Raw genomic sequence first — 17,953 nt, forward strand, 5'->3', positions numbered from 1 at the left:
TTAAATTAAATATAATAATGATATATAACAGTGGATTATTTTAACCCGCATCACTTAAACATCACAGCAATACTAGACTCAGAGACTCAAACAACCGCCGTGAACTGTAGGCCCATTGGTCGGCACGATTTACCGGCAGCAGGGGCATCAACGCATTGCAGACCATGACTTCATCCGCATCAGCCAGTGTTTCTAAGGGCTGCGAAACAATGTTGACAGGGGTTCCCTGTGCGGCCAAAAAGGTCATAATTCGCTGGCGCATAATACCATCAACGCCCGACTGACTGAGGTCTGGCGTATAGACGCGCTCCCCTTTGCGCCAGAATAAATTAGCCGCACAGCATTCTACCAGCATACCGTTAGTGTCAAGCACCAGCGCCTCTTCAGCGGTTGTCTGCTCAAGATGTGTGCGAATCAGTACTTGTTCCAACCGATTTAAGTGCTTAACCCCCGCCAGCAACGGGCTACGCGCCAACGGTATCGGGCTAAGTGCCAATGAGACACCTATCTCCCGCCAGCTATGATAATGAGCTGGGTAATCACTCAGATAAATAATACGAGTCGGATGCTGGCAGGCTGTACCGCTGTAACCTCGCCCACCACTGCCACGGCTGATTATCACTTTCAGCACCGCATTTTCAGTCTGTTGTGCCGCATTAAGCATTTCTGTTCTTAATACGGTCCAGTTCACGGGTGGCATAAGAAGACGTTCAGTCGCGCGCTGCAAGCGCTGTATATGCTGATCAAGCCAGACTATTTGACCGTTATATATCCGAGCGGTTGTAAAACAGCCATCACCAAACTGCACCGAACGGTCTGAAACCGATATCAAACTTTGCTCTACGCCATTAATCCAAAACATTCAGATTCTCTTTAAATCAGATGGGTTTCGTCTATCAGACAGACCGTTGTCATGCATATAATGACTCTACAGACAAAAATGCCCTGACAGTATCAGATTTTAGCCGTTAGGCAGGCAATGGATATCGTCTGATTTATCAGTAACCGGGGCCGTTATAGCGGGATTTTATGCGTGAGGTGCAATTAGATTAAAAAAAGACCCGAAGAACGGGCCTTTTCAATAGCAGGACGCCAACAGCAATGATTATACCTTGCGGAATACCAAAGAACCGTTAGTGCCGCCGAAACCGAAGGAGTTACACAAAGTGTATTCCATGCCTTTCGTCTGACGGGCTTCATGCGGAACAAAATCCAAATCACAACCTGCATCTGGGTTATCCAGATTAATGGTTGGTGGGATGGCTTGATCACGCAGAGCCAGCACAGTGAAGATCGACTCAACTGCACCTGCTGCACCTAACAAGTGCCCAGTCATGGATTTGGTGGAACTAACCATCACTTTGGTGTTTTCACCAAATACAGACTTAACGGCCTGCGTTTCAGCTTTATCGCCAGCAGGCGTTGACGTGCCGTGGGCATTGATATAACCGATTTGAGAGGTGCTCACACCCGCATCACGTAATGCATTCACCATTGCCAAAGCTGCGCCTGCACCATCTTCTGGTGGAGAGGTCATATGATAAGCATCGCTGCTCATACCAAAACCCACAACTTCTGCGTAGATTTTTGCACCACGTTTCTTCGCGTGTTCGTACTCTTCCAGTACCATCATGCCTGCACCATCACCCAGCACGAAACCATCACGGTCTTTATCCCACGGGCGACTTGCAGCCTCTGGCTTATCGTTGCGAGTAGATAATGCACGAGCGGCACCAAAACCACCGACACCCAATGGGGTACTGGCTTTTTCAGCGCCACCAGCCAGCATGACGTCAGCATCATTGTAAGCAATGATACGTGCTGCCTGACCGATGTTATGCACACCAGAAGTACAAGCCGTCGCGATAGAGATGCTTGGCCCACGCATACCGAACATAATGGTCAGATGGCCGGCAATCATGTTAACAATGGTTGAAGGCACAAAGAATGGGCTAATTTTACGCGGCCCACCATTCATCAGTGCGCTGTGGTTCTCTTCAATCAGACCCAACCCACCAATACCAGAACCAATCGCGGCACCGATACGAGGAGCATTGGCTTCAGTTATTTCAAGCCCTGAATCGTGCATGGCTTGTATGCCAGCAACAATACCGTACTGTATGAAAGCGTCCATCTTGCGTGCATCTTTACGCGAAATGTAATCTTCACAATTAAAATCTTTTACTACGCCAGCAAATCGCGTTGCATAGGCACTAGTATCAAAATGGTTGATCAGGCTGATGCCACTCTGCCCGGCAAGAACAGCTTTCCATGTGGATTCGACTGTATTACCGACAGGAGACAACATGCCCAGTCCCGTCACAACAACTCGACGCTTAGACACGGTTGTCCTCCAGGGAAGGAAAAATAACACTAGGACAAAAAAAACTTAGGCGGTCGAGTGACCGCCTAACTATCTAAACTTAAAGCATGTTCGCTTACTGCTGGTTAGCGTTGATAAAATCAATAGCTGCCTGAACAGTAGTGATTTTTTCTGCTTCTTCGTCTGGAATCTCAGTGTCAAACTCTTCTTCCAGAGCCATTACCAGCTCAACGGTGTCCAGAGAATCCGCGCCAAGATCTTCAACGAAAGAAGCGCTGTTCTTCACTTCGTCTTCTTTAACACCCAGTTGTTCAACGATGATTTTCTTAACGCGTTCTTCGATAGTGCTCATACTCTTAAATTTCCTATCAAAACTCGCTTTCGCGATGGTTTTCGTAGTGTATAAAATGTTGAAAAAGATGCAACTAAATCTCGGCTGGTCAAACCACGATTTTACGCTATTTTGCGGTTTTCACCTCAAATAATGCAAATACTTTCGTGATTTTTAAATCATATACATGCCGCCATTGACATGTAACGTTTCACCAGAAATATAGCTGGCCTCGTCAGAGGCTAAAAATGCAACAGCACTGGCGATTTCTTTAGCCTGCCCAAGCCGGTTAGCTGGTACTTGGGCTAAAATGCCTGCGCGATGTTCATCTGTCAACGCCGTCGTCATGTCCGTCTCAATAAAGCCAGGTGCCACAACGTTGACAGTAATGCCACGTGAAGCCACCTCACGCGCCAAAGACTTGCTAAAACCGATCAGACCCGCTTTAGCTGCCGCGTAGTTAACCTGCCCTGCATTGCCCATAGTCCCAACTACAGAACCGATGGTAATGATACGCCCAAACCGCTTTTTCATCATAGCGCGCATTACCGCTTTTGACAGACGGAATACGGAAGTCAGATCAGTGTCAATAATATCTTGCCACTCTTCGTCCTTCATACGCATCAGCAGGTTATCACGCGTAATACCTGCATTATTAACTAAAATGTCAACTTCGCCAAATTCCGCACGAATCGCTGTCAATACAGACGCGATTGACGCAGGGTCAACGACGTTCAACATATAGCCTTTGCCACTCTTACCCAGATAGGCACTAATGGCTTCTGCGCCCTTTTCACTGGTCGCGGTACCAATAACACGGGCACCACGTTCAGCCAATAATTCTGCAATCGCACGGCCAATACCGCGGCTCGCGCCGGTTACCAGCGCAATTTGTCCTTCGAAGCTCATGTTACCCTCTTTCTTCGTTTTCAAGCGCACTGGTCAGTGTAGCAACATCGTTTACCGGTGCTGCAACCAGAGTATCGACGATACGCTTGGTCAAACCCGTCAAGACCTTACCTGGCCCTACTTCTAGCAGCAGCTCAACACCTTCTGCTGCGATGAATTCAACACTTTCAGTCCAACGTACCGGGTTATAGAGCTGACGCACCAACGCGCTACGGATAGCCTCTGGTGAGACTTCAGCTTTCACATCCACATTGTTTACCACTGGGAAGACAGGTGCCTGGAATTCAATGTTTTCCAACGCTTCAGCCAGTCTATCCGCTGCAGGTTTCATCAACGCACAATGGGAGGGCACACTGACCGGCAATGGCAAGGCACGTTTGGCACCGGCGGCTTTACAAGCAGCACCTGCGCGTTCTACTGCCTCTTTGTTGCCCGCAATAACCACCTGACCTGGTGAGTTAAAGTTTACCGGCGAGACAACCTGACCTTGGGCTGATGCTTCACAGGCTTTAGCAATGGCATCGTTATCCAGACCAATAATCGCGTACATCGCACCAGTACCTTCAGGAACCGCTTCTTGCATCAGCTTGCCGCGCAATTCAACCAAGCTAACCGCCTGTTTGAAATCTAGCACACCAGCACACACCAGCGCTGAGTATTCACCCAAGCTATGGCCTGCCATCAGCGCAGGCGGTTTACCACCTTGGTGCTGCCAGACGCGCCAAATAGCCACGGAAGCCGTGAGCAGCGCCGGCTGCGTCTGCCAGGTTTTGTTCAGTTCTTCTGCCGGGCCTTGTTGGACCAACTGCCAAAGGTCATAACCCAGAACAGACGACGCTTCACTGAAGGTCGCTTCAACTATCGGAAATTGTGCGGCCAAATCAGCCAGCATACCCAGAGATTGAGATCCCTGACCTGGAAATACCATTGCAAATTTCGACATTTTGCTTTCCCGTTAAACAAAAAACTGCCTGTTAAATCAAAAACGAACCAGCGCGGAACCCCAGGTAAAGCCGCCGCCAAACGCTTCCAGCAGCACTAACTGCCCACGTTGTATGCGCCCATCTCGTACCGCTTCGTCCAGCGCCGCAGGGACAGATGCAGCAGAGGTGTTGCCATGACGATCGAGCGTGACCACCACTTTATCCATCCCCATGCCTAATTTTTTAGCCGTGGCGCTGATAATACGCAGGTTCGCCTGATGCGGTACTAACCAATCCAGCGCCGTGCGATCCAGATTATTGGCTTGTAATGTCTCATCCACAATGTGGGCAAGCTCAGTTACCGCAACTTTAAACACTTCATTACCCGCCATCGTGACATAAGCTGGCTGGTCTTGATGTTGGCGATCCTGATACGGCAGTGCGAGCAGCTCGCCGTACTTGCCATCGGCATGTAAGTGGGTCGAAAGAATGCCTGGCTGCTCTGATGCACCTAATACCACCGCACCGGCACCATCGCCAAATAATATGATAGTGCCACGATCCTCGGGGTTCAACGCCCGAGAGAGCATATCTGAACCAATCACCAGAGCGTGATTAACCGCACCGCTCTTGACGTACTGATCCGCAACACTCAGCGCATAGGTGAAACCGGCACATGCCGCCGCCAAATCAAACGAAGCGGCATCTTTGATGCCCAGCATCTGTTGAACCTGGCAGGCTGAACTTGGAAATGCATGGCTTGAAGACGTCGTTGCAATGATAATTAGCCCAATATCATTTTTATCAATACCGGCCATTTCCAGCGCGTTGTTTGCCGCCTGGAAAGCCATGCTTGCGACGGTTTCGTCCAGACCAGCGATACGCCGTTCACGAATACCGGTGCGGGTGACAATCCACTCGTCCGTCGTATCCACCATTTTTTCTAAATCAGCATTGCTGCGTACTTGTGCGGGCAGATAACTCCCCGTACCGAGAATCTTAGTATACATGGACGATCAGTCACTCTTGGGTAAAACCGCTTCAAGGCGCGCGGCAATTCTTTCAGGAACTTGCCGCTGCACCGCCTGTACCGCCTGTTCGATAGCAACTGCGAATGCACGTTGATTCGCCGCACCATGGCTCTTGATTACAATGCCCCGTAATCCTAACAGACATGCACCATTATACTGGTCGGGGTTCAAATGACCGAACCGCTTCGCCACGCGTTTTTGCAGCCAACGGCCGATGAGCTTAAGCCACCACGACTGTTTGCTGCCTTCGCCCGATGATTTGAGCAGTGACAAGAACACTCTTATCACACCTTCCATAGTCTTTAAGGTGACGTTACCCACGAAGCCGTCACAAACCATCACATCAGTCTTACCTGTGAGCAAATCATTGCCCTCCAGATAACCAATATAGTTGATAGCCGGTGTATTTTTTAATACTGCGGCGGCTTCGCGGATATTATCCAATCCCTTGGTTTCCTCTTCGCCAATATTCAGCAAAGCAACACGGGGATGCGCTATTCCAACAACTTCTTCTGCCATCACCGCCCCCATGACGGCGAATTGCACTAACATCGTGCTATCACACTCAACATTCGCGCCCAAATCCAGTACCACGGTTTTGCTACGTTGTTGATTGGGAATCACCGTCATTAACGCCGGGCGTTCTATCCCATCCAATGGCTTAATCAGCATCTTCGCCAACCCCATCAATGCTCCGGTATTCCCTGCACTCACACAAGCTGCCGCATCGCCGTTTTTGACAAGCTCCAATGCAATACGCATTGAGGTGCCACGACTGGCACGAATCGCTTGTGAGGGTTTAGCATCGCTGGCAATAACCTGCTCAGCGGGAATTATCTGTAACCTCTCCAGCAACAAAGGATCGGCATTAACAAGTAACGGAGTGAGGGTGTCGGGGTTCCCGACCAGCAGAAGTTTAAGCTGTGGATTAGAGGCCAGCGCCTGCAATGAAGCAGGCACTGTGACGTGGGGACCGAAATCCCCACCCATTGCATCTAACGCGAGGGTTAGACAAGTCAAGGTATCGCCTTGCTAAAGATTAGCAAGTACTACTCAGCCGATGACCTTGCGGCCGCGGTAGAAACCGTCGGCTGTGATGTGGTGACGCAGGTGAGTTTCACCGGAAGTTTTGTCCACAGACAGAGTGGCGGTGGTCAGTGCATCGTGTGAACGGCGCATGCCACGTTTGGAACGAGTGGGTTTGTTCTGTTGTACGGCCATTGACCTTACTCCTTAATTACTTTTCTTTAAACTGGCTAATACGGCAAATGGATTGGGTTTTTCCGCCTCTGGAGGCAGTTTACCAAATACCATGTCCGCCTCGGACACTTCACAGTGTTCAGAATCATGTACCGGAACGACAGGCAGTGAAAGAATAATTTCATCTTCAATCATTGCCAGCAGATCAACTTCGCCAAACTCGTCGACTTCGATCGGCTCGTACGCTTCCGGTAATGCCTCAGCCTGCTCATCGTTGACGACCGGGCTGAAACAATACGTTGTATGAACATGGTGTGCAAACGTGTTACCACAGCGCTGACACATCAATGTTACATCGACGTCCGCAAGACCTGTAATGACCGCCAGGCGCTGATTATCGATATTAAACGATAATGAGGCCACGACATCGCTGTCCACACTTACCACTGAGTCGGCTACTCGAGTAACCTGCTCAGGCGAATAGATACCTGCGTAGTCTAAACGTTTCTGAGCGGTACGAACCGCATCAATGGTCAGGGGTAATTTTACCTTTTGCATAGGGCGCGCATATTAACTTTGTAACGACATAGAGTCAAAGAAAAAGGCCTTTTTACCGCACCTTTCACCAATATTCGCTTCCGAAGCGGCAGACAGTTTAAAATGCCTGATAAAATTACGCTACGATTTATGGAAAATATTATGCCGCAATTAGTTTTAGCCTCAACATCATCATACCGCCGCGCATTGCTAGAAAAACTGCAATTACCTTTTATTACTGCCATACCGCAAACAGATGAAACTCCGATGCCAAACGAGGCTGCCGATATTCTGGTACAACGGCTCGCATGTTCAAAAGCCCGCTCATTGGCGGAGCGCTACCCGCAGCATCTTATTATCGGATCGGATCAGGTGTGTGTTATTGACGGAAAAATAACCGGCAAGCCGCACACCTATGAAAATGCAGTGAAACAATTGCAGCAAGCCAGTGGTCGGTGTGTCACTTTTTATACTGGTCTGGCGTTGCTGGATAGCACAAATAACCGTATTAATGGCATCTGCGAAACATTTGATGTTTATTTTCGTACCTTAACGGACGCAGAAATAGACGGTTATCTCACGCGTGAACAACCCTGGAACTGTGCCGGAAGTTTTAAAAGTGAGGGGTTAGGGATTACATTATTTGAACGACTGACCGGCCGAGATCCTAATACATTGGTTGGCTTGCCATTAATTGCCCTCACTCAGATGCTGATTGAACAAGGGGTAAACCCACTGCTGTAACAGATAAATAAAACAGGGTACGTTTAACGACACCCTGTTTTTTATCCGTTATTTCTACACTTTATTTTCTGCTGCTTTTTTGCGCAATATCAACAAGCAGTGACGCAATTGATTATCCAGTGGTGCTTCAATACGCATGGTTTCACCGCTATTAGGGTGTTCAAAACGTAATGCCGCGGCATGAAGAAATAGACGATGCAATCCCGTTCCCTGCAATTGTTGATCAAATTCGCGGTCACCATAACGATCATCAAAAGCAATCGGGTGACCTGCATGTAGCGCATGAACACGGATCTGGTGTGTACGGCCGGTTATCGGGCTGGCTTTGACCAACGTCGCGTGCTCAAAACGCTCTTCGACTTTAAAACGCGTTTCAGAAGGTTTGCCCTCGCTGCTGACCTTCACCACACGTTCACCACTTTGCATAATATTTTTCAACAACGGAGCCTGAACCGCTTTGCAGTGTGCCTGCCATTGGCCACGCACCAGTGCCAGATAATCTTTCTGCATGTTTTTCAAACGTAGCTGTTCGTGCAACGAACGCAGCGCAGAACGCTTCTTCGCCACCAACAACACACCTGAGGTATCTCGGTCAAGGCGGTGTACTAACTCAAGGAACCGGGCCTCAGGGCGCAGCGCACGCAACCCTTCAATGACACCAAAACTTAAACCACTGCCACCATGAACCGCCGTACCAGAAGGTTTATTCAGCACCAGCAGGTAATCATCTTCAAATAAAATGCAATCGGCCAACGCCGCGACTTTATCCAATTTAGGGGATAGCTGCACTTCTTCGCGTTCAGCAACACGAACGGGTGGCACTCGCACCACATCACCATCAACCAATTTATATTCTGGCTTAATGCGGCCTTTATTAACGCGGACCTCACCTTTGCGCACAATGCGATAAATCATACTCTTTGGCACACCTTTTAATTTAGTGAGCAAAAAGTTATCGATCCGCTGACCGGCTTCGTCGGCAGAAATGGTGATTAATTGTACTACTGGATTATTCGTTTTCATGGGGCGCGATTCTAAATACACCGAGGAATTAGCGCCACCCCTTTTTCTGTGCTTAACTGTCATTCTGACTATTAGAAGATATCGTTTGCGCGCTTTTATTGTTTAATAAGACAACGATAGCCGCCAACACTGTGAATACAGTAAAAGAATCTTTACGTAGACAGGTAAAGTCATCTTGCTATATCGGTGTCAGCAATGGAATAATGACCTTAATTCTGCGTTGATTCTCGTTAGGCCAAGAGACTTGTGGAATAATAAACTTTGTCTGATAACACAAAAACGCAGCAATGGCGTAAGACGTAATGTGAAATCAAACAATTAGCGGGCTGCGGGTTGCAGCTTGGCCGGCAAGTGGGATCAGATCTGTTGCCTTACATTCAGAAGCTGCCCTTTATATAAAAGCGCTGTTTTTCAGAAAGAAACACAGGCTTACCGAAATAATGCGCCCCTATGCAGGCGACAACCGTGAGGTTGACGGCTTTGCGAGAAGACTCGGGGTCATCGGTTTACCCGGCCATGAGGTTATTTTGCCCGCAGTTCTAACGCCAATGTAAAAATAACGAGTAAGTTAAAGATGAAAAGAATGTTGATTAACGCAACTCAGCAAGAAGAGTTGCGTGTTGCCCTTGTAGATGGACAGCGGCTGTATGACTTGGATATTGAAAGCCCAGGCCATGAACAGAAAAAAGCGAATATTTACAAAGGCAAAATCACCCGAATCGAACCCAGTCTGGAAGCCGCTTTTGTTGATTACGGTGCTGAACGACATGGTTTTCTCCCATTAAAAGAAATTTCTCGCGAATATTTCCCTAGTAACTATTCCTCTCATGGCCGCCCGAACATCAAAGATGTGCTGCGCGAAGGCCAGGAAGTTATTGTTCAGGTTGATAAAGAAGAACGTGGTAATAAAGGTGCCGCACTCACTACTTTCATCAGCCTGGCAGGCAGTTATTTGGTTCTGATGCCAAACAATCCTCGTGCCGGTGGTATTTCCCGCCGTATCGAAGGTGATGACCGTACAGAATTGAAAGAAGCCCTATCCTCCCTGCAATTGCCTGATGGCATGGGTTTGATTGTCCGTACTGCCGGGGTTGGCAAATCTGCCGACGCGCTGCAATGGGACTTATCATTCCGCCTAAAGCACTGGGATGCGATTAAAAAAGCCGCTGAAGGTCGCCCTGCGCCGTTCTTGATTCATCAGGAAAGTAACGTGATTGTCCGTGCTTTCCGTGATTATCTGCGTCCGGACATTGGCGAAATCCTGATTGATAACCCTAAAGTTCTTGATCTGGCTAAAGAGCACATTTCTGCTCTGGGCCGCCCGGATTTCAGCAGTAAAATCAAGCTTTACAGCGGTGAAATCCCACTGTTCAGCCACTACCAGATTGAGTCGCAAATTGAATCGGCTTTCCAGCGTGAAGTGCGCCTGCCTTCCGGCGGATCTATTGTTATCGACTCCACCGAAGCGCTAACCGCAATTGATATCAACTCCGCGCGTGCGACTCGTGGTGGTGATATCGAAGAAACCGCGTTCAATACCAACCTTGAAGCCGCCGATGAAATTGCTCGCCAGTTGCGTTTACGTGACCTCGGTGGCCTGATCGTCATCGACTTTATCGACATGACACCGGTGCGCCATCAGCGTGAAGTTGAAAACCGCCTGCGTGATGCCGTGCGTCAAGATCGCGCCCGTATCCAGATTGGCCGCATCTCGCGCTTCGGTTTGCTGGAAATGTCCCGTCAGCGTCTCAGCCCATCCCTGGGTGAGTCAAGCCATCATGTGTGCCCACGCTGTAGCGGTACTGGTACTGTCCGTGACAACGAATCACTGTCACTTTCTATTCTGCGTTTGATTGAAGAAGAAGCGCTGAAAGAAAATACCCATGAAGTTCACGCCATTGTGCCAGTACAGATTGCCTCGTATCTGCTGAACGAAAAGCGCGAATCCGTCAATGCTATCGAAAAACGTCAGGGTGGCGTGCGTGCGGTGATCGTGCCAAACGATCAGATGCAGACACCACACTATTCCGTCCTACGGGTGCGTAAAGGTGAGGAAGTTCCTTCCCTGAGCTACTTGTTGCCACAACTGCATGAAGCAGAAATGGCGCAGCCGCAGGAAGAAGCCGCCATTGAGCGCAAACGCCCAGAGCAACCAGCGCTGGCGACGTTCTCTCTGCCAACAGAAGTGCCACCAGAAGCTGCACCGGCTGTCGCCAGTGTTAACGCGACAGTTGCACCACAGCCTGCAACCACCGTCAACACAGACCAACCAGGCTTCTTTAGTCGCCTATTCAGTGGCCTGAAAGGTCTCTTCGCCACAGCGTCAACTGAAGCAGAAGTTAAACCAGTAGAAGTTGAGAAAACCGAAACCAGCGAAAATCGTCGTAACGATCGCCGCAATCCTCGCCGCCAAAACAATGGCCGCAAGGACAGGGGTGAGCGTACACCGCGTGAAGGCCGTGATAACAGCACTCGTGACAGTAACTCTCGTGACAGCAATAGCCGTGACAATAGTTCTCGCGATAGCAATTCTCGTGACAATAACAGCCGCGACACTGCGAACCGTGAGGGTCGTGAAGACCAGCGCCGCAATAAACGCCCTACTCAGCAGGCACCACAAGCGCAGAGTGATGTCGCAGAAGCGGATAACACTCCGCAAGAGCAACAACCGCAACGCCGTGGTGATCGTCAACGTCGCCGTCAAGATGATAAACGTCAGGCACCTGTCGAAGCGAAAGTTGAAGTCGCAGAGGTAAGTGTTGTTGAGGATGTACAACCTGAGCAAGAAGAGCGCCAGCAGGTTATGCAGCGCCGTCAACGTCGCCAATTGAATCAGAAAGTCCGAATTCAATCTGCGAATGACGAGTTGAATGTTCTGGAAAGTAAAGCGCCAGAAAGCAGCATCAGCGCACCGGTTGCTAATATCGCTTCACCTGTCGTACAAGAAGAGGTGAAATTACTGCCACAGGTCACTGCTCAGGCCGATGAAGAGAGTGCAAACGATCGTAATGCCAATAATGAGAATGGTATGCCGCGTCGTTCACGTCGTTCACCACGTCATCTGCGTGTTAGTGGTCAGCGCCGCCGCCGTTATCGTGACGAGCGTTATCCGACACAGTCGGCCATGCCGCTGGCCGGTGCTTTCGCCTCACCAGAAATGGCATCAGGCAAAGTGTGGGTGCGTTATCCGGTCGCTCAACCTATTGAACAACAAGTTTTCGTCGAAAACCCGGTTGAACAACCCGTTGAAGTGGCAGCAATAGAGGCTCCGGTCACTACCGTGGTTGTGGCAGAAGTGCCTGTCGTGGCCGCCGTTGTTGAGGCTGTAGCCCCGACACCGGCACCACAACACAAACCGGGTGGGTCATCATCTTCAGCGGCAGCCGTTCCAGGCCGTGCACCTGTTGCAGTAGTTGAACCGGTGGTTGAGGACGTGGTTGTTGTAGATACGATGGTTGCAGATACGATGGTTGCAGATACGATGGTTGAAGAAACGATTGTGGAAGAAACCGCCCCGGTTGCAGAAATCGCACCAGAAACGGTAGCTGCGGCTGAACCCGCGCCAATTATTGAAGAGCTGGCGGTTGAAGCTCCAGTCATGGCACAAACTATAGCGGAAAGCGTTGCAAAAACGGCGGTAGCAGCGACCATCGTTGAAGAGACTATCGCGTCAGAAGCCGTCGTTGAAGGCACGATTAGCGAAGAAACCATCACAGCAGAGCCTGTTGTGAGCATTGCTCCGGTTACTGTGGCGGTTCAGCACCCCGTGATGACTCAACCAGATGGTGCCGTATTCAAACACATTGCCTCGGCACCAATGACGAAAGCACCTGCACCTAACTACGCGCCACAAGCAACAACTCAAGGCAACTGGGAACGTCCAGCCTTTGATTTTGCTGGCAAAGGTTCTGCGGGTGGCCATGCTGCGGCAACGCAGGCAACGGCACCAGCAACAAAACCGCAGTCGGTCGAATAATAACGCCATAAATGGCTAAAACAAAACCCGCCATCAGGCGGGTTTTTTATTGTCACGAACTCACTGACAATCGTGTTCTATCAGGCTATCTGCTTTACTCTTTTGATCTCGAGACTTTCTAACTTGCCCTCAATCGCTTTCACAAACCGTTTAAAGTGTTCCGTATGATTATGTTTTTCCAATGCATCGTCAGACGCCCAACGCTCGAAAAAGACAAAAGAACCTTTCTGATCGCTTTCAGCGTGGAGATCATATTGCAGATTTCCTTTCTCCTCGCGGCTCGGCTCTATAACCTGATGAGCCGCTTGTTTCACATCATCAATACATTCGGATTTTGCCACTAAACTGGCGATGACACGGACTTCCATAGTTATTCTCCCATGCTATACATTTAATCTGCTTATACCCGCCGTCTTTCACGCTTTAGGTGTATTGGCGGCTCTCGTTACCTGGCCCATCATGAGATCTCAGCTCTTTGAGGCCACTGCAAATAGAGTCGTCACCCGACTCACTTACTGAGTCAGCGCCTCGGTTTATCCCCCCTGCGACCTTCCTGCATTTTGAAAGCTGTGGAGTATATGCAGCAAAACACTCGTCCACCCTATGGGGCAATCTTTCCTCTAACATCTCTATAAGATGCCTTTTTTGCATTGTTTTCAACTTAACGCCAACAATCAGATGCATCCAGGTCACTTTCCGCTTATCCTTTGACCCCGCCGAAACATTCCAGTTACAGTATAAAAACCCCCGATATCTCACCAAGACTGCGGAGCACGTTGAATGACTGCACAACCCCAAACCCTGAAAATTCGCCGCCCGGATGACTGGCACATTCATTTACGTGATGATGAGATGCTCAGTACCGTGCTGCCCTATACTTCTGAGGTTTTTGCCAGGGCGATTGTCATGCCTAACCTGGCCCCCCCAATAACCTCCGTGGCTGCGGCTATCGCTTATCGGGAACGTATTCTGGCAGCCGTGCCAGCCGGGCATAAATTCACTCCGCTGATGACGTGTTATCTGACCAATACCCTTGATACCAGAGAGCTAACCACAGGCTTTGAGCAAAGTGTATTTACTGCGGCAAAACTTTATCCCGCCAACGCGACCACCAATTCAAACCACGGTGTTTCCGATATCCCAGCAATTTATCCGCTGTTTGAACAAATGCAAAAAATAGGTATGCCACTGTTGATTCACGGTGAAGTCACAGACGCTGCCGTTGATATTTTCGACCGCGAAGCCCGTTTCATTGATCAAGTTTTGGAACCTCTGCGCCAAAAATTTCCGGAATTGAAAATTGTTTTTGAGCATATAACAACCAAAGATGCAGCAGACTATGTATTGGCAGGCAATCGTTTCCTTGGTGCAACCATCACTCCACAGCATTTGATGTTTAACCGCAATCATATGCTGGTTGGAGGTATTCGCCCTCACCTATTCTGTCTGCCTATACTGAAACGCAGTACTCATCAGGAAGCATTACGTCAGGCGGTTGCCAGTGGCTCTGACCGCTTTTTCCTCGGCACCGACTCTGCCCCTCATGTGAAGCTACGCAAAGAGTCATCTTGTGGCTGTGCTGGGGTCTTCAATGCCCCGGCAGCCCTGCCCGCGTATGCGACGGTGTTTGAAGAGTTAAATGCCTTACCGCATTTGGAAGCTTTCTGTTCCTTAAATGGCCCGCGTTTCTATGGTTTGCCGGTTAATGAAGACTTTGTTGAGTTGGTTCGAACACCTTTCCAACAGCCGGACGAGATCCTACTCGGCCATGAGTCCGTGATTCCATTCCTTGCCGGTCAGACCATTAACTGGTCAGTCAAAAGCTGATAGCCATAACCGGAGAGAATAATCATCTCTCCGGTTACTGATTTTCTATATCAGTCACTTGCAACCCGAACACTTACACTGTATAAATAACCAGTATAAACATTCGGAGGGGCAAATATGCGTGTTGAAGTCAGTATTGATAGAAAAAATCAGTTACCCGCAGGTGCAATTGAAGCGCTAACCGATGAATTGAGCAAACGACTAAATACCAAATTCCCCGACACCACCACTGCGGTACAAGTGCGTTATGCCGGGGCGAATAATCTTTCTGTTTTAGGCGGCGCTAAAACGGATAAAGATCTGATTTCTGAAATATTACAAGAAATATGGGAAAGCGCTGACGACTGGTTCGACGCGGAGTAACCCAATTAATGCTGTTTTTGCCGGGGAGTCGTTCCTCGGCTTTTTTATTCCAGCGCCAAATCTTTCCTCTTTTCCCCCGCATACTTTTTTATTAACCTCATTTCACTCCCCCGATGAATAAATCAACAGATAATAAATAATTTGTAAAGATTTCCTAATAATCTCCAAATTCATTGCGGGTTGCGTATACTAAAAAAGCTCACCTGCTCATGAGCCGCATTGATCCTCATTAGTCACTCCAGTCAGTAACTACTATAGAAGGGGTCTTTATGGACAGAAATGATGAAGTTATTCAGACTCACCCGCTTGTAGGCTGGGATATCAGCACGGTAGATGTATACGACGCGATGATGATACGTCTTCATTATCTGTCTTCTTTGGATCAGCCACCCGAGGATGCATTGGTCGATAGGACGCTTTGGCTGACGACCGATGTTGCACGCCAATTAATTAATATTTTAGAAGCAGGCATTGCTAAAATTGAGTCATCAGAATATCAAGACCTTGACCACCGTAAACATTAGTTCTTATTCACCAGTTAATATTTTCAATGTACCTATAAACAGGCACCAGTGAATTCTACTTGGTGCCTTTTTATTAACCGTTCCTCCAGTGAAAAGCGCAACATCTCTTTTTCTCTCCCCTTTCCCGTGCTATTACTGTCGTTTTAATTTTTATCGTTACTGCCACTCACTTTTATTTATAGCCACTGGCGATTGTTGCTACGATAAATACCGCAGCCAAGGCAGACGATACCCCGGAGTGTACAAATATGGATTATGATTTAATTGTTATCGGTAGCGGTTCAGTTGGCTCAGCTACGGGTTACTACGCCACACAAGCGGGTCTAAAAGTATTAATAATTGACAGTGCTATGCCACCACATCAGGCTGGCAGTCATCATGGCGACACACGAATCATTCGTCATGCGTATGGTGAAGGGGATAAATATGTTCCTTTAGTATTACGTGCTCAAATGTTGTGGGATCAGTTATCACTTCAGACAGGCGAAAAATTATTCCATGCCAGTGGAGTGGTTAATCTCGGTCCCGATGACTCAACATTTCTAAACAACGCCAGACAAAGTGCACAACAATATGATTTACCAGTAGAAATATTAACCGCCGCACAAATCCGCGAAAAGTGGCCGGTATTTACTGTGCCAGATAACTATATCGGCGTGTTTGAGCCTCAGGCTGGTTATCTGCGTTCAGAATTGGCGATCAAAACCCTGATCAATGCAGTCACTGAGGCGGGTTGTGGGATTCTATTCAATTGCCCGGTCACCGCTATCGAGCCATTCGATAAGGGTATTGATGTTGTGACCATCGATGGTACCTACAGTGCCCATAAAGTGGTTGTGACCGCCGGTACTTGGGTGAAAGAGTTAATTCCTGACTTGCCAATAACCCCGATCCGCAAGGTGTTTTCCTGGCATCAGGCTGATGGCCGCTACAGTGAAAATAACCATTTCCCGGCATTTACGATCGAAACACCAGATCATATCCACTACTACGGCTTCCCATCTCAGAATGATGAACTCAAACTCGGTAAACATAATGGTGGTCAGCCCATTGAATCCGCCGCACAACGTAAACCGTTTGGCAGTTATGCTGAGGACGGCACCGAAGTCTTTGGTTTCTTACGTAACTACTTACCGGGTGTCGGCGTTTGTTTGCACGGTGCTGCGTGCAGTTACGATATGAGCCCTGACGAAGATTTCATTATCGATACGCTGCCAGGCAATAACAATATTATGGTAGTAAGTGGTTTAAGTGGTCATGGATTTAAATTCGCGACTGCTCTGGGAGAAGTAGCATCACTATTCGCTCAGGATAAACCATCACCTATTGATATTTCGGCTTTTTCTCTAGCACGTTTTTCGAGTATAATCTATTAGGTTAGAGGTTTTTTGTGATAGGCTGTTGCCGATGACTGCAAATATTTATTCCTACGTCATCGGTTTATATTTTCTTCTTTTACCCATTTAATAAATAGCAGGATCTTACATTCGTTAAAGCCGTTACAATTCATCGTGATTCCCGAATTGACGTTCAAGGTAACAAGGGATTAACTTATCCTTGTTTGCGATCAGGTATGGTTGCTGTCAGACAAGGATGTAATTCCCATGAAAATATTAATTATTGATGAATGCTTTTATACCCGTGCAGGGGTAAATACATATTTAAATAGTTCGTCCAGCTTAACATTAATGGATGTGCCAACCGTTGAGCAGGCAACATTAGCGATTCAAAATTTTGTTCCTGACATAATAATTGTCAATCTAACAAATTATTGCCGATTTGGCGGGCATTGCCCAATATTAGCACAATTCATAAACAGTTGCGGTCAGGCTAGAGTTTATATTTATCTGGATGCATCATATCCTTTTAGCGAAATTCCTATTCCGTTAACAGGCTCAGTATCAATCTTAGCTAAAAGACACTTGCCTAAACTGTTACAGGGGTTACCCTGCGTATCCGATGAAACACAAAAATCGCATTCCTGCTGCCCGGCATCACTTTTCAGCCCACAAGAACATAAAGTGATGTGTTACTGGATGACAGAGATGCCTAATTACCGGATCGCTAGAAAGCTGAATATCAGCGATAGCACTGTTTATTCTCATAAACGACATATCACAGAAAAAATAAAAGTTAGAAACCGCTTGGAATTGTGTTTTATTTATAATGTTTTCAAGTATTTTTATTGAAATTAATATACCAAAATTAATTAAGATACCGTGAAATTTCTAACCGAAGATAT

The 17,953-nt window shown here is 48.0% G+C and carries 17 protein-coding genes and 1 pseudogene; 7 read left to right on the forward strand and 11 right to left on the reverse strand.

Annotation, left to right across the window (positions count from 1 at the left end):
- Positions 1-54 precede the first annotated feature (54 nt).
- From pabC to yceD, 9 genes and pseudogenes are all read right to left on the reverse strand, one after another.
- Positions 55-862 (reverse strand): annotated as a pseudogene (gene pabC / locus AT01_RS04350) (aminodeoxychorismate lyase).
- A gap of 243 nt (positions 863-1,105) precedes the next feature.
- On the reverse strand, positions 1,106-2,344 hold the full coding sequence (gene fabF / locus AT01_RS04355) for a beta-ketoacyl-ACP synthase II (RefSeq protein WP_071841486.1): 1,239 nt from the start codon (positions 2,342-2,344) through the stop codon (positions 1,106-1,108).
- Between the two features lie 94 nt (positions 2,345-2,438).
- Positions 2,439-2,675: an acyl carrier protein gene (gene acpP, locus AT01_RS04360; RefSeq protein ID WP_002220787.1), complete on the reverse strand. Its 237-nt coding sequence runs from the start codon at positions 2,673-2,675 to the stop codon at positions 2,439-2,441.
- Between the two features lie 153 nt (positions 2,676-2,828).
- Complete coding sequence (gene fabG / locus AT01_RS04365) at positions 2,829-3,563, reverse strand: 3-oxoacyl-ACP reductase FabG (protein ID WP_004701537.1); 735 nt, start codon at positions 3,561-3,563, stop codon at positions 2,829-2,831.
- A gap of 1 nt (position 3,564) precedes the next feature.
- Positions 3,565-4,506: an ACP S-malonyltransferase gene (gene fabD, locus AT01_RS04370; RefSeq protein ID WP_042546227.1), complete on the reverse strand. Its 942-nt coding sequence runs from the start codon at positions 4,504-4,506 to the stop codon at positions 3,565-3,567.
- 36 nt (positions 4,507-4,542) lie between these two features.
- Positions 4,543-5,496 (reverse strand): beta-ketoacyl-ACP synthase III, encoded by a 954-nt coding sequence (locus tag AT01_RS04375; protein WP_042546228.1) that lies wholly within the window; start codon positions 5,494-5,496, stop codon positions 4,543-4,545.
- A gap of 6 nt (positions 5,497-5,502) precedes the next feature.
- On the reverse strand, positions 5,503-6,537 hold the full coding sequence (gene plsX, locus AT01_RS04380; RefSeq protein WP_071841487.1) for a phosphate acyltransferase PlsX: 1,035 nt from the start codon (positions 6,535-6,537) through the stop codon (positions 5,503-5,505).
- Positions 6,538-6,570: 33 nt separating this feature from the next.
- Positions 6,571-6,738, reverse strand: coding sequence for a 50S ribosomal protein L32 (gene rpmF, locus AT01_RS04385; protein ID WP_002210931.1), 168 nt, complete (start codon positions 6,736-6,738; stop codon positions 6,571-6,573).
- A gap of 12 nt (positions 6,739-6,750) precedes the next feature.
- A complete protein-coding gene (yceD, locus tag AT01_RS04390) occupies positions 6,751-7,275 on the reverse strand; it encodes a 23S rRNA accumulation protein YceD (RefSeq protein ID WP_004701529.1) in 525 nt (174 codons plus the stop codon).
- Positions 7,276-7,416: 141 nt separating this feature from the next.
- Here yceD and AT01_RS04395 point away from each other — a divergent pair, with 141 nt between their 5' ends.
- Positions 7,417-7,998 (forward strand): Maf family protein, encoded by a 582-nt coding sequence (locus tag AT01_RS04395; protein ID WP_042548492.1) that lies wholly within the window; start codon positions 7,417-7,419, stop codon positions 7,996-7,998.
- 54 nt (positions 7,999-8,052) lie between these two features.
- Here AT01_RS04395 and rluC read toward each other — a convergent pair whose 3' ends face one another.
- Positions 8,053-9,021 (reverse strand): 23S rRNA pseudouridine(955/2504/2580) synthase RluC, encoded by a 969-nt coding sequence (gene rluC, locus AT01_RS04400; protein ID WP_004701525.1) that lies wholly within the window; start codon positions 9,019-9,021, stop codon positions 8,053-8,055.
- A 574-nt stretch (positions 9,022-9,595) separates the two neighbouring features.
- On the opposite strand from rluC, the gene rne reads away from it, so the two are divergent.
- Positions 9,596-12,997 carry a ribonuclease E gene (rne, locus tag AT01_RS04405; RefSeq protein ID WP_042546230.1) on the forward strand — a complete coding sequence of 1,134 codons (3,402 nt, stop codon included), beginning with the start codon at positions 9,596-9,598 and terminating at the stop codon, positions 12,995-12,997.
- Between the two features lie 80 nt (positions 12,998-13,077).
- Here the strand turns inward: rne and AT01_RS04410 are convergent, their stop codons facing one another.
- Positions 13,078-13,365: a putative quinol monooxygenase gene (locus AT01_RS04410; RefSeq protein ID WP_004700165.1), complete on the reverse strand. Its 288-nt coding sequence runs from the start codon at positions 13,363-13,365 to the stop codon at positions 13,078-13,080.
- Between the two features lie 412 nt (positions 13,366-13,777).
- Here AT01_RS04410 and pyrC point away from each other — a divergent pair, with 412 nt between their 5' ends.
- From pyrC to AT01_RS04440, 5 genes are all read left to right on the forward strand, one after another.
- Positions 13,778-14,824 (forward strand): dihydroorotase, encoded by a 1,047-nt coding sequence (pyrC, locus tag AT01_RS04420; RefSeq protein ID WP_042546232.1) that lies wholly within the window; start codon positions 13,778-13,780, stop codon positions 14,822-14,824.
- Positions 14,825-14,941: 117 nt separating this feature from the next.
- Positions 14,942-15,187, forward strand: a complete 246-nt coding sequence (gene dinI / locus AT01_RS04425) for a DNA damage-inducible protein I (protein WP_004700161.1) — start codon at positions 14,942-14,944, stop codon at positions 15,185-15,187.
- A gap of 269 nt (positions 15,188-15,456) precedes the next feature.
- A complete protein-coding gene (gene bssS, locus AT01_RS04430) occupies positions 15,457-15,711 on the forward strand; it encodes a biofilm formation regulator BssS (RefSeq protein ID WP_042546233.1) in 255 nt (84 codons plus the stop codon).
- 248 nt (positions 15,712-15,959) lie between these two features.
- Entirely contained in the window at positions 15,960-17,087 is a 1,128-nt protein-coding gene (gene solA / locus AT01_RS04435; protein ID WP_004700157.1) for an N-methyl-L-tryptophan oxidase, read from the forward strand.
- Between the two features lie 228 nt (positions 17,088-17,315).
- A complete protein-coding gene (locus AT01_RS04440) occupies positions 17,316-17,900 on the forward strand; it encodes a response regulator transcription factor (RefSeq protein ID WP_004700155.1) in 585 nt (194 codons plus the stop codon).
- Positions 17,901-17,953 lie beyond the last annotated feature (53 nt).

This window comes from Yersinia aldovae 670-83 (assembly GCF_000834395.1).
Classification (GTDB): Bacteria; Pseudomonadota; Gammaproteobacteria; order Enterobacterales; family Enterobacteriaceae; genus Yersinia; species Yersinia aldovae.

Coding starts and splice junctions, on each gene's coding strand:
- acpP (WP_002220787.1), bottom strand. CDS start 2,675: ATGAGCACTATCGAAGAACGCGTTAAGAAAATCATCGTTGAACAACTG.
- fabG (WP_004701537.1), bottom strand. CDS start 3,563: ATGAGCTTCGAAGGACAAATTGCGCTGGTAACCGGCGCGAGCCGCGGT.
- fabD (WP_042546227.1), bottom strand. CDS start 4,506: ATGTCGAAATTTGCAATGGTATTTCCAGGTCAGGGATCTCAATCTCTG.
- AT01_RS04375 (WP_042546228.1), bottom strand. CDS start 5,496: ATGTATACTAAGATTCTCGGTACGGGGAGTTATCTGCCCGCACAAGTA.
- rpmF (WP_002210931.1), bottom strand. CDS start 6,738: ATGGCCGTACAACAGAACAAACCCACTCGTTCCAAACGTGGCATGCGC.
- yceD (WP_004701529.1), bottom strand. CDS start 7,275: ATGCAAAAGGTAAAATTACCCCTGACCATTGATGCGGTTCGTACCGCT.
- AT01_RS04395 (WP_042548492.1), top strand. CDS start 7,417: ATGCCGCAATTAGTTTTAGCCTCAACATCATCATACCGCCGCGCATTG.
- rluC (WP_004701525.1), bottom strand. CDS start 9,021: ATGAAAACGAATAATCCAGTAGTACAATTAATCACCATTTCTGCCGAC.
- rne (WP_042546230.1), top strand. CDS start 9,596: ATGAAAAGAATGTTGATTAACGCAACTCAGCAAGAAGAGTTGCGTGTT.
- AT01_RS04410 (WP_004700165.1), bottom strand. CDS start 13,365: ATGGAAGTCCGTGTCATCGCCAGTTTAGTGGCAAAATCCGAATGTATT.
- pyrC (WP_042546232.1), top strand. CDS start 13,778: ATGACTGCACAACCCCAAACCCTGAAAATTCGCCGCCCGGATGACTGG.
- dinI (WP_004700161.1), top strand. CDS start 14,942: ATGCGTGTTGAAGTCAGTATTGATAGAAAAAATCAGTTACCCGCAGGT.
- bssS (WP_042546233.1), top strand. CDS start 15,457: ATGGACAGAAATGATGAAGTTATTCAGACTCACCCGCTTGTAGGCTGG.
- solA (WP_004700157.1), top strand. CDS start 15,960: ATGGATTATGATTTAATTGTTATCGGTAGCGGTTCAGTTGGCTCAGCT.
- AT01_RS04440 (WP_004700155.1), top strand. CDS start 17,316: ATGAAAATATTAATTATTGATGAATGCTTTTATACCCGTGCAGGGGTA.